This window comes from Priestia sp. SRI_019 (assembly GCF_057586255.1).
Genome location: NZ_JBYCZN010000004.1, coordinates 264,440 through 276,628 on the forward strand (window position 1 = coordinate 264,440; position 12,189 = coordinate 276,628).

Below are 12,189 nucleotides of genomic sequence, written 5' to 3' on the forward strand. Positions count from 1 at the left end.
ATAATACTTCAAAGGAAATATGATAGATACGCCGAGAATTCACCTTTTGACAGTACGTGACGCATTCACATATTCCAAATAAAAAAGGCAGCCACAGCGGCCGCCTTTTACTTTATTTATTTCTTTTGTACCCAGCCTAAGATCATTTCGCGAATAAGCTTGCTTGCTGTATTAGCGGTTTGTTCAGAGGGATCATAAATTGGAGCTACTTCTACTAAATCTCCTCCGACAATGCGAAGATCTGATTTAGCAATTGCGTGAATAGAAGCTAAAAGCTCTTTTGATGTGATACCGCCTGCATCTACTGTTCCTGTACCAGGAGCGTGCGCTGGATCTAATACATCGATATCAATTGTTACATAAACAGGACGACCTGCAAGTGTTGGTAGAATCTCTTTTAACGGCTCTAGAACTTCAAATTTTGAAATGTGCATGCCGTTTTCTTTTGCCCATTGAAATTCTTCTTTCATTCCTGAACGAATACCAAATGAATAAACATTCTCTGGTCCGATTAGTTCTGCAACTTTACGAATTGGAGTGGAATGAGAAAGTGGTTCTCCTTCATACTCTTCACGAAGGTCTGTATGAGCATCCATATGGATAATGGCCAAATCCGGGTATTTTTTATACATAGCTTTCATAACAGGCCAAGAAACCAAATGCTCTCCGCCCATACCTAATGGGAACTTGTCTGCTGCTAAAAGCTGGTCGATATACTCTTCAATCATATTTAAGCTGCGCTGAGGATTCCCAAATGGAAGTGGAATATCTCCTGCATCAAAATATTTTACTTCCTCTAGCTCTCGATCTAAATACGGGCTGTATTCTTCTAATCCAATTGATACTTCACGAATACGAGTTGGGCCAAATCGTGAACCTGGACGATAGCTAACTGTCCAGTCCATTGGCATTCCATAAAGAACCGCTTCACTTTCTTCAAAAACAGGGTGACTGCCGATAAATACATTACCTGAATAAGCTTCATCAAAACGCATATTTTGTTCCTCCTTCATTGTTCATAGAAAAGATGCCAGCCTTAAACCTCTGGCACCTCACTTGTATGTGATAACTTATTTAATAAGATCTTGCACAAATTTTGGTAAAGCAAATGCGGCTTTATGCAATTCTTTTGTGTAATACTTTGTATCAATATCGAAGAAACGATCTTCACTTACTTCTAATGGATCATGTTTCTTTGAACCCATTGTAAATGTCCATAAACCGCTTGGATACGTTGGAATATTTGCTACGTATAGACGTGTAATCGGGAAGATTTCTCTTACGTCACGCTGAACATTTGAGATAAGTTCTGGCGTAAACCAAGGGTTGTCCGATTGAGCAACAAAGATACCATCTTCTTTAAGTGCTTTTGAGATACCTGCATAGAATCCTTTTGTAAATAAATTCACAGCTGGACCTACTGGCTCTGTTGAATCCACTAAAATGACATCGTATTCGTTCTCGCTTTTAGCGATGTGCATAAATCCGTCATCTACTTGTACATCAACACGAGGATCTTCTAGTTTGCCCGCAATTGAAGGTAAGAATTTTTTTGAGTACTCAATAACTTTTCCATCGATATCAACTAACGTCGCTTTTTTTACGCTTGGGTGTTTTAAGATTTCACGGATTACGCCTCCATCTCCTCCACCTACAACTAGTACGTTTTCTGGATTTGGATGCGTAAATAACGGTACATGCGCAACCATTTCATGATAAACGAACTCATCTTTTTCCGTTGTCATAACCATACCGTCAAGTAGGAGCATGTTACCAAACTCTTCTGTTTCAACCATGTCTAATTTTTGAAACTCCGTTTGCTCTGTATGTAAAGTGCGATTAATTTTAGCTGTAATACCAAAGTTCTTTGTTTGCTTTTCTGTGAACCATAATTCCATTTCAAACTCTTCCCTTCTATTTTGAGAATTAACCTATGCATAGATTACCCTAACATAATTTATACAAACATGAAAAAAGTATAGATGAATTCAGCAAAAAAGCAAGTAAAATTTTTAGCAATGGAGGTTTAAAACCTCCTTTTCTATTTCATACTGATGATAGATACAAGCTTTAGAATCTACTTGCACCGCTCTTTTAATAGAATTTTGTTGTATTGAAAACAACATGTATGGTGCATAGTGACACATATTGGTGGTGAATAGAAATGGAAACGGTATTAACCGAACATTTAAAAAAGGCAAGACGCATCTTCCGAATTCTTCTCGTCCTTGGTATATTAGCGGGGGCTTTATTGTTGTTTGCCTACATAAGCATCTTTCTCTACGCCAAAATCTCTGGCCCCCCTCCGCTAAACGTTTCTCAAACAGCTGTTTTCTACTCAGCAAACGGTAAAGTTCTTGATGAAGTTCACAATGGACAAAAGCGCTACTGGGTTTCACTTAATCAAATTTCACCTTACGTAAAAGATGCGACTTTAGCGGTTGAAGATAAGCGCTTCTATGAGCATCACGGCTTTGATATGCATCGAATCGCCGGAGCAATTGTAGCTGATATAAAAGCTATGGGAAAAGTACAGGGTGCGAGTACCATTACTCAGCAGTATGCACGAAACTTGTTTCTAGAGCACGACAAAACGTGGACTCGAAAGCTTCAAGAAGCTCTGTACACAATTCGGTTAGAAATGAATTATAGCAAAGATGAAATTCTAGAAGGCTACATGAATACGATTTACTACGGCCATGGAGCTTATGGAATTGAAGCGGCAGCTAGGCTGTATTTTGATAAGCATGCCAAAAATTTGACGTTAAGTGAAGCGAGTATGTTAGCAGGTATTCCAAAAGGCCCTAGCTACTACTCTCCTCTTATTCATCAAGAAAATGCAAAAAAACGACAAAATATCATTTTATCTCTCATGAAAGAGGATGGAATTATTACAGCTAAGCAAGCAACAAAAGCGCTTGTAACACCTCTAGCATTCGCAAAGCCTGCTGAAAAAGATCCTAATAAAGAAGATGCTTCTTACTTTATGGATGCAGCGCTAGCAGAATTAAAGCAAGATTTAGGCATTGATGAAACCATGATTTATACAAATGGACTTCGCGTTTATACAACGCTGGATGAAAAGATGCAGCGAACGGCAGAAGAAAAAATGAAGGATGTTATCAGCAGCTCTTCAGACGTACAAAGTGCATTTGTTGCGATGAATCCTAAAAATGGACAAGTGAAAGCTCTTATTGGTGGAAGAGATTATGAAAAGAGCCCGTTTAATCGCGCGACTCAAGCAATAAGACAGCCTGGCTCAACGATGAAGCCATTTTTATACTATGCGGCGTTAAAAGACGGTTTTACTGAATCTACTCCAATGAAAAGTGAAGAAACGACGTTCAAATTGGAAGATGGCGTTTCGACATACACGCCTAGTAACTATCACAATTATTATGCAGATGCTCCTATTACAATGGCTCAAGCCATCGCACTTTCAGACAATATTTATGCCGTAAAAACGCATTTGTTTATTGGGGAAAACCGCTTGATTGAAACCGCTAAAACACTTGGAATATCATCACCTTTAAAGAAAGTTCCATCTTTAGCTCTTGGAACTTCACCTGTCAAAGTCATTGATATGGTTAATGCGTACGGCATCTTTGCTAATGGCGGAAAAGAAATTCGTCCAACATTTATTAAACGAATTGAAACCCATGACGGAGAAGTTGTTTATCAAGCTCCTTCGGAACGGAAACAAGTCATTGATAAGCGCTATGCTTTTCTTACTACTCATTTAATGACAGGCATGTTTAATCAAAAGCTAAATGGCTATACAACCGTCACAGGAAAGCCTATTTCTAAATATGTATCTCGTCCTTATGCAGGAAAATCCGGCACAACCTCCACAGACAGCTGGATGATTGGCTACTCTCCTCAGCTCGTTTCAGGCGTTTGGGTTGGATATGATCAAGGAAGGACAATGGATGATGTAGCTGAAAAAGGATACGCCAAAAAAATGTGGGCATTATTTATGGAAGATGCTTTAAAAGGGAAGAAAAAAGAAAAGTTTAAAGCACCAAACGGATTAATGAGCGTAAACATTAATCCTCAAAATGGAAAGTTAGCATCCAAATCATGCCCTGTTCAATATAAAGCTTATTATTTAACTGGAACACAGCCAAAAACATATTGTACTGATCACATCGATCATGCAGCAAAAACAAAGAAAAAAGAGCGTGAAACAGAAGATAAAAAGTTTCACTGGTTACCCAAATGGTTTGATTAAAAAAAAGCTTAAGGCCAAGGGGTCAGTCCCCAAGGCCTTAAGCTTTTTTTAGCATTACGATGTTTGAAGCGCTTCTTTTAAGTCATCATTAGATAACGTCCAAACTTCTTCATTATGAGACTTCAAAAACTCACGAAGCAAATCCTTAGACTTGTTATCCATTTCTTCTACCATAATGCGTCGTTTTAAGGATTTATCCATTTTATTTACGTGTTCAGGAAGTGACTTATAGCCGCGGCGAATTTCACGATCAACGGTCATTTCACATGCTGTCATACCTGCGTAGTAAGGTCCTTCTTGCTTGCGATCAATCGTTACCCACACAAGCCAATATAACTTGCCGTTTGGCACCTCGTCTTTATTCGGTAAGAACTTAATTCCTTTTTCCACTACACTTCTTGCATGCATCGCACCGATATCCACAAATACTTCTTCGTCGCTCGGACAAACAAAAACGGGTGAAATGTTTTCTAAACTTAACGCTCCAACCCCGTAACCGCCGTGGCCGTCGGTTGAATCGTCTTTTATGATATTAAATCCTATACTTTTCTTTTTTGGCTGAGTCATAGTAAGCCTCCTCTATTCATTAAATCAGTGGTGCTAATATCTGCTGAAAGATATTCATAACAAACGTTGCTGCTCCGTTTAAAAGCGGCCAGATCACAATGCGATCCAGAGGTGTAATCACAAGAATTAAAAATACAAAAATGCCCCAAGACTCATACTGCGTCATTTTAGCTCGCGTGGACGGCGGAACGAGATCTTCAATCACGCGGTAGCCGTCTAAAGGCGGAAAAGGCAACAAGTTAAATACACCTAGTGTTAGGTTTATTTGAATAAATAATGTAACAAAACGATAAAGCGCATCGTTGTCCACTGCGGCGTTATTCATCAAATAGTAAATAAGCAAGCCGATAAATGCCAACACCAAGTTGCTAAACGGTCCCGCTATCGATACTAGAATACCAGCTAAACGAGGCTTTTTAAAGAAATAGCGATTAACAGGAACCGGCTTCGCCCACCCAAAACCTGCGATAATTAACAAAAGCGTTCCAAATGGATCTAAATGAGCCAGCGGAGAAAGCGTTAGCCTTCCTTGCTTTTTAGCTGTGTGGTCTCCAAATAAATAAGCTACATACGCATGTGCAAACTCATGCAGCGTGAATGCAACAATAAGCGTCATTACCACGTAAGGAAGGTCTTGCAATGAAAAAGCTAAAAAATGTTCCACTCTTTATCTCCTTTATTTTAAAGTAATTTCAATCTATCACATCTACTAAATGAATCTTTTTTTGCGGTAAGAAGGATACAAGGTTTCTTCAAATATGCCCTAAAAGTTCTCAAAAACCAGCGATAAGGTTCCTTTGGGCACACCTAGTTTTTTATATCGATGTTATTATAAAAGTATACTACAGATTATGTCCTCCATCACTATCTCATACTGTCATTTTATTCAGAAAACGGGTACACTAATCATATAATGATCAAAAAGGAGTGTACACATTATGCCAGTTGTAACTGTTAAAATGCTTGAGGGCCGTACAGATGATCAAAAAAGAGCTCTTGTTGAAAAAGTAACGGATGCTGTTGTGGAAACAACAGGTGCAGCACCTGAAAAAGTATCTATTATCATTGAAGAAATGTCTAAAAACCATTACGCTGTAGCGGGCAAGCGCATGAGCGATCAATAACGCCTACATAAAAAAGATGCCATAGGAGTGAACCTATGGCATTTTTTTAATGGATAGACAGCGTTGCCTGAAGTTTTTCAATATATTTGTATGCTTCTGAAATGTCTTCTTCTGTATAATTTTGCTTACGCTTTAGCGTAAACACTTTTTCTTTTACTTCTTCTTTCGGTAAATTATCGAAATATAAAATCGTAGAGACAAGCTCCAAAAATTTCGAGCTTTGTTCGTTCATATCCTTCATACATTCCTGCAAGTGAGGAAGTTCTAAATCATAGTGGCTTAGAAATCCTTCCCCCGCTTCTGTTAATACGTAGCGATACTGCATATACCCGCCTTTTTTCTCTTTAATTTCACTTAAAAAGCCTAAGTTACACAGCTCTTCAATTCGAAGCGTTAATTCCTCAGAATAAGGTCCAAAAAAGTGAAAATTATACTTTTCATAAAAAGGAAACTTCAGCTTTTTTCCGATAAATATCATCTTTTGTAACTTTTTTCTGCCAACAACTTCTCCCGCCGCGGAAAATACTTTCACAATCTTTGCGTGATCGTTTAACACAGCCCCTTCAACTCCTATACTATTTAACTCTGATCTCCTTTTAGTAAGTTTATAATCTGATCTTTAACTTTTCGCTTAGACGACAATTGATCAATGAGATCTTGTGGAAAATATAATTTATGATCGGTTCTCTTTTTCCCTGAAATTGCTTCAACAATCTCCGACTGACGTGATAATTCACGCACTTCATTATTTGGCATCAACAGATGAATCGGCAAGCGTTCTTCCTCTTCACCCGGTCGATAAAAATCGTATGGTAAGTCGCTTGAAGAATCGACGACTAAATAATAATCTGGGTTAATACCCGCTTTTTTAAATAATGTTGTAAGCTCCATCCACATCTTCATTTGTGAATTCGGATTAAACTCAATGTATTTAAAAAGCTGACGATTCATAAATCTTCGGCATAGATCAGATAAAATTTCATCCTCTTCTTCTTCCCACGCTTGAAAATAAAATAAAATCACAGATTCATCTAATTTCAAATACTCTTTTAGCGATATCTCTTCTTCAAAAATCGAATAAAAATGAGTTGGCTCCTGCTTGAACTCATAGTAATGATGATGGAGCTCTTTTGCACGATGTAAAATTTTTGTCAAAATCACTTCAGCACTTCTCGTAACAGGATGAAAATACACTTGCCAGTACATTTGATAGCGGCTCATAATATAATCTTCCACTGCATGCATACCGCTGTGTTTAATCACGGCTTGGTCTTCCCTAGGACGCATAACGCGCAGAATTCGTTCCATATCAAAGTGACCGTAGCTTACTCCTGTGTAATACGCATCACGCTGTAAATAATCCATGCGATCTGCATCAATTTGACTGGAAATCAAACTAACGACAAGCTTATTTTCATATGTTTTCGCGATTACTTCAGCTACTTTTTTAGGAAAATCCTTTCCTACTTTGGTTAACACTTGATTTACCTCTGTGTCACCTACGATAATGGCTTGTGTAAATTCTTCATGGTCTAAGTGGAAAACCTTCTCAAACGAATGTGAAAACGGACCGTGACCTAAATCGTGCAGTAAAGCAGCACAAAGACAAAGAAGACGCTCATCTTCATTCCATTCAGGGCGTCCTTGAAAACCGTCATCAATAATACGGCGCACAATTTCATAAACACCCAAGGAATGACTAAAACGGCTGTGCTCAGCCCCATGAAACGTTAAGTATGTCGTTCCTAGCTGTCTAATACGACGCAGCCTTTGAAATTCGGCTGTCCCAATTAGCTCCCAAATAACACGATCTCTTACATGGATATAGCGGTGAACAGGATCTTTAAATACTTTTTCTTCACTGAGTTTTTCATTAGGATATGTCATTTACATACCTCTCTATCTTCACTTTGTTGTTGCTATAATTTTTCGACACTCACTTCCTATTTTCCTATTCAGAATAAAAAATCACCTTGTCAAGCAACCAAGGTGATTTACCTAACAAACAAGGCGATTCTGTTTGTAAGAAGCTCGTTCGACAAATAAGTAGCAGAAAAGCAGCTATTTATTGTTTCACTATCTATTTTTTTACTTTTTTCTCAATCTTCTCGATTAATTCATCCTCTGTTGGCGCTGCTACAGGACGGTTGTTTACAAATGCAAATGACTTTTTACGTCCGGGTCCACAGTAAGACTGGCAGCCGATTTGTACTTCAGCTTGTTCATCTATTTTTTTAAGTCGAGGTAACAACGTTTTGACGTTTGTTGCCTGACAATCATCACAAATTCTAAATTCATTTGCCATGTTGACACAATCCTTTCAAAATTGGTTCATCATTTTGTCTAAGGGGTATTTTACCCCTATTTGAAGTCCGATGCAAGTTAAAGAAGGAAGCAAAATCTATCATACTCCTAGAAGAAATGGTATAAAGTATGGATTTTTTGTACATGATGATACTACAAAACATGATTACTATGAGTCATGGAAAATAGAGGAGTGAACAAAGTGAAAGATAGACAAGATGCTTGGACAGAAGAAAACGACTTATTATTAGCTGAAACAGTATTGCGCCATGTCCGCGAAGGAAGTACGCAGCTGAATGCGTTTGAAGAAGTTGGAGATGAATTAAACCGCACTTCAGCAGCATGTGGATTCAGATGGAATGCTGTCGTACGCCATCAGTATGAAAAAGCACTTCAGCTAGCAAAAAAACAGCGAAAACAGCGCATGCGTGCACTTGGACAAGAGCAAGGCAAAAAGAAATTATTATATACGCCACCAGCATCTGTAGAGCATGTGGAACAAATGATGTCTGCACCTACAGCAACATATAGCTTATCTGAAACACAAGTAGAAACAAGCAGCAGTGAAGAGCTTTCAATGGCTGACGTTATTCGCTTTTTGCAAACAATGCCAAATCAAGCGAGCAATTTACAGGCATTGCAAAGCGAAAACAAACGCTTGATGCAAGAAAATACAGAATTAGCTAAGAAAAACACAGAGTTGGAGAAACAAATCAAACATCTCGAGGCAAATGCTACTACTATTCAAGAAGACTATGAAACATTAATGCAAATCATGAACCGTGCGCGAAAGTTAGCTCTATTCGATGAAGAAGAACGTTCTTCTACTACGTTTAAGATGGATCGTAACGGAAATCTTGAGAAAATGGCTGAATAAGCTACATGAACGAAGAAAGAGGGATGTCAAACTTGGCTCTTCTTTCTTCTTTTTCTATTTTACAGCCAATGACACGACGCCTTTATGCTATAATATGTTCGTTTACTGTTTATAAAGGGGTTTGAGATATGCAGCAGAATAGTTTAAAGCTTTTAGCACAGCCCGCTTGGCGTATTATTGATCAATCCAGTCTAGGTCCTCATTTTGATGCCCGTCATTCTTTTGCCATCGATGACACGCTTTGTACAACCGTTGGAAGAGGTGAATCTCCAGCTGTCATGCGCTCTTGGGTGCATCACGATACGATTGTATTAGGGATCCAAGATACAAAGCTCCCTCATTTAGCTGAAGGTGCAGCTTATTTACACGAACAAGGATATAAAACAATCGTCCGCAATTCAGGCGGCCTCGCTGTCGTACTTGATCAGGATGTTCTAAACATTTCTTTAATTTTTCCTGATGCAGAAAAAGGAATTGATATTGATCGTGGATATGAAGCCATGTTTGATTTGATTAAGGTCATGTTTGCATCTTACGGGACAGCAATTGAAGCGAAGGAAATCGTGGGATCTTATTGTCCCGGCAGCTTTGATCTAAGCATTCGCAATCAAAAGTTTGCAGGCATTTCACAGCGACGCGTTCGCGGCGGAGTGGCTGTACAAATTTACTTATGCGTTAAAGGAAGCGGTTCTAAACGTGCTTCTCTCATTCAAGAGTTTTACAAAAAAGGTCTCCAAAACACGGAAACTAAATTTTCATACCCAAATATCGAGCCTCACACAATGGCTTCTCTATCTGAACTATTACAGATTGAGTTAACCGTATCTGATGTCATGCTGCTTTTATTGCAAACACTGAATAGTATGAGCTCTTCTCTTGTGAATATGCCCTTAAATGCTACCGAACAAGAGCTGTTTGAGACGCAGCTGCAGCGCATGTATGACCGCAACGAAAAAGCATTAGGTTCATTAGCCAAATAAAAAAAACTCCGCCCTAGGACGGAGTTTTTTTTATTACAATGCTTGAGCTGCTGTGATTAAAGCAAGCTTGTACACATCTTCTTCGTTACAACCGCGAGATAGATCATTTACCGGTTTGTTTAGACCTTGTAAGATTGGACCTACTGCTTCGAAGTTTCCTAGGCGCTGTGCAATTTTGTAACCAATGTTACCTGCTTCAAGGCTTGGGAATACAAATACATTTGCATCTCCTTTAATCACTGAACCTGGTGCTTTCTTTTCAGCTACAGAAGGAACAAATGCTGCGTCGAATTGGAATTCGCCGTCTAATGTTACGCTTGGTGCTAATTCTTTTGCAATTTCTACTGCGTTTGCTACCTTTTCTGTTTCCGGAGATTTTGCTGATCCTTTTGTTGAGAAGCTTAGCATAGCAACACGAGGATCGATATCGAACATTTCAGCTGTACGAGCACTTTCGATAGCAATTTCAGCTAAATCTTGGCTGTCAGGTGAGATGTTGATTGCACAGTCAGCAAATACGTATTTTTGATCGCCGCGAACCATAATAAATACGCCAGATGTTTTCTTAACACCTTGTCTTGTTTTGATAATTTGTAGAGCCGGACGTACTGTGTCTGCTGTAGAATGAGCAGCTCCGCTTACAAGACCGTCAGCTTTGTTCATATGAACAAGCATTGTGCCAAAATAGTTTTCATCTAATAAAATTTTGCGAGCATCTTCTTCTGTTGCCTTACCTTTACGACGCTCAACAAACGCTGCTACCATTTCATCAAATTCAGAGTAGCTTTGAGGATCTAAAACCTCAACACCGTCTAATTTTACGTTTAGTTCTGCTGCTTTTGATGCTACAGCGTCTTTGTTTCCAACAACGATAGGCTTTAAGATATTGTCGGCAGCTAAACGAGAAACAGCGCCTAATACGCGCTCATCTAATCCCTCTGGGAATACGATTGATACATCGCTAGCTGATACTTTTTGTTTTAAACCTGTAAATAAATCACTCAAAGTAAATCCTCCTCGATATGTAAAAAACTTTTCTCATAATAGGATACTCCACTTTTTTTAAAAATCAAAGGCATGTCCTTCAAGAATCCATGATTGCGAAAAAGTCTTTTAATTCTTAATTTTCCGCTAACACCTAAAATGAAACCTGTTTTTACTTTGCGACAATTGTTTAAAGTTTAGTCACAAAATCACAGGTTTTTCATTCCAGTTCTTCGGACAAACTATGATATAGTAGAATTGGAATTTATCATAATCGGACAATAGGAGTGAAACGAAATGGCAGAAGCAGCACAAACATTAGACGGTTGGTATGCACTTCATGATTTCCGTTCAATCGATTGGGGCGCTTGGAAGCAGTTATCAAGCGACGATCGCCAAGCGGCTATCCATGAATTTTTAGGGTTGATTGAGAAATGGAAAGGAACTGAAGCTGAGAAGAAAGGCAGTCATGCTTTATATACCATTATCGGCCAAAAAGCAGACTTTATGCTAATGCTTGTTCGTCCTACTATGGAAGAACTAAATGAAATTGAAACAGAATTTAATAAAACAAAGCTTGCTGAGTTTACCATTCCTACTTATTCATACGTATCAGTAGTTGAATTAAGCAACTACTTACCTGCTGGGGAGGATCCTTATGAAAATCCTCAAATCCAAGCTAGACTATATCCAACTTTACCAAAAGCTAGTCATGTTTGCTTTTATCCAATGGATAAACGTCGTCAAGGAAATGACAATTGGTACATGCTTCCTATGGAAGAGCGACGCAGCTTAATGCGCAGTCATGGAATGATTGGACGTCAATACGCTGGAAAAGTAAAGCAAATCATTACGGGTTCTGTTGGTTTTGATGATTACGAGTGGGGCGTCACTCTTTTTGCAGATGACGTACTTCAATTTAAAAAATTAGTATACGAAATGCGTTTTGACGAAGTAAGTGCTCGCTACGGGGAATTTGGCAGCTTCTTTGTCGGAAATTTATTAAAAGAAGAAGCTATTGCACGCTTTTTACACGTTTAAACTAAGCCGCAAAAGCGCTCATCGCTTTTGTAACGCCTAGAGCAATAAATATCAATGAGCTTTATCTAAAAAACCTGTTTC

13 protein-coding genes are annotated in these 12,189 nt (G+C 38.6%); 5 read left to right on the forward strand and 8 right to left on the reverse strand.

The features are described from left to right. Positions 1-116: 116 nt before the first annotated feature. Both speB and speE read right to left on the reverse strand, forming a co-directional pair. Positions 117-995, reverse strand: a complete 879-nt coding sequence (speB, locus tag AC2YJL_RS22235; protein ID WP_013059842.1) for an agmatinase — start codon at positions 993-995, stop codon at positions 117-119. 75 nt (positions 996-1,070) lie between these two features. Continuing rightward, entirely contained in the window at positions 1,071-1,898 is an 828-nt protein-coding gene (speE, locus tag AC2YJL_RS22240; protein ID WP_013059843.1) for a spermidine synthase, read from the reverse strand. 266 nt (positions 1,899-2,164) lie between these two features. Between speE and AC2YJL_RS22245 the strand changes: the two genes are divergently transcribed. Further along, positions 2,165-4,231: a transglycosylase domain-containing protein gene (locus tag AC2YJL_RS22245; protein WP_050690837.1), complete on the forward strand. Its 2,067-nt coding sequence runs from the start codon at positions 2,165-2,167 to the stop codon at positions 4,229-4,231. A 54-nt stretch (positions 4,232-4,285) separates the two neighbouring features. Here the strand turns inward: AC2YJL_RS22245 and AC2YJL_RS22250 are convergent, their stop codons facing one another. Together AC2YJL_RS22250 and AC2YJL_RS22255 are read right to left on the reverse strand one after the other, a co-directional pair. Beyond that, positions 4,286-4,798, reverse strand: coding sequence for a YwhD family protein (locus AC2YJL_RS22250; RefSeq protein WP_025752469.1), 513 nt, complete (start codon positions 4,796-4,798; stop codon positions 4,286-4,288). 19 nt (positions 4,799-4,817) lie between these two features. Beyond that, positions 4,818-5,462, reverse strand: a complete 645-nt coding sequence (locus AC2YJL_RS22255) for a site-2 protease family protein (RefSeq protein WP_016765944.1) — start codon at positions 5,460-5,462, stop codon at positions 4,818-4,820. A 274-nt stretch (positions 5,463-5,736) separates the two neighbouring features. Between AC2YJL_RS22255 and thmT the strand changes: the two genes are divergently transcribed. After that, complete coding sequence (gene thmT / locus AC2YJL_RS22260; RefSeq protein ID WP_013059847.1) at positions 5,737-5,922, forward strand: 2-hydroxymuconate tautomerase; 186 nt, start codon at positions 5,737-5,739, stop codon at positions 5,920-5,922. 46 nt (positions 5,923-5,968) lie between these two features. Here the strand turns inward: thmT and AC2YJL_RS22265 are convergent, their stop codons facing one another. From AC2YJL_RS22265 to AC2YJL_RS22275, 3 genes are all read right to left on the reverse strand, one after another. Then, positions 5,969-6,478 (reverse strand): YwgA family protein, encoded by a 510-nt coding sequence (locus AC2YJL_RS22265; protein WP_230933818.1) that lies wholly within the window; start codon positions 6,476-6,478, stop codon positions 5,969-5,971. Between the two features lie 23 nt (positions 6,479-6,501). Then, a complete protein-coding gene (locus AC2YJL_RS22270) occupies positions 6,502-7,809 on the reverse strand; it encodes an HD domain-containing protein (RefSeq protein ID WP_013059849.1) in 1,308 nt (435 codons plus the stop codon). 193 nt (positions 7,810-8,002) lie between these two features. Continuing rightward, positions 8,003-8,227 (reverse strand): YuzB family protein, encoded by a 225-nt coding sequence (locus AC2YJL_RS22275; RefSeq protein ID WP_013059850.1) that lies wholly within the window; start codon positions 8,225-8,227, stop codon positions 8,003-8,005. 201 nt (positions 8,228-8,428) lie between these two features. Here AC2YJL_RS22275 and AC2YJL_RS22280 point away from each other — a divergent pair, with 201 nt between their 5' ends. Both AC2YJL_RS22280 and lipL read left to right on the forward strand, forming a co-directional pair. Beyond that, entirely contained in the window at positions 8,429-9,103 is a 675-nt protein-coding gene (locus tag AC2YJL_RS22280) for an RsfA family transcriptional regulator (protein WP_121946169.1), read from the forward strand. A gap of 128 nt (positions 9,104-9,231) precedes the next feature. Further along, on the forward strand, positions 9,232-10,083 hold the full coding sequence (gene lipL / locus AC2YJL_RS22285; protein WP_251568938.1) for an octanoyl-[GcvH]:protein N-octanoyltransferase: 852 nt from the start codon (positions 9,232-9,234) through the stop codon (positions 10,081-10,083). 33 nt (positions 10,084-10,116) lie between these two features. On the opposite strand, the gene pta is transcribed toward lipL, so the two are convergent. Beyond that, entirely contained in the window at positions 10,117-11,088 is a 972-nt protein-coding gene (gene pta / locus AC2YJL_RS22290) for a phosphate acetyltransferase (RefSeq protein WP_013059853.1), read from the reverse strand. 276 nt (positions 11,089-11,364) lie between these two features. On the opposite strand from pta, the gene hemQ reads away from it, so the two are divergent. Then, complete coding sequence (hemQ, locus tag AC2YJL_RS22295; RefSeq protein ID WP_195695665.1) at positions 11,365-12,108, forward strand: hydrogen peroxide-dependent heme synthase; 744 nt, start codon at positions 11,365-11,367, stop codon at positions 12,106-12,108. The last annotated feature ends 81 nt before the right edge of the window (positions 12,109-12,189 follow it).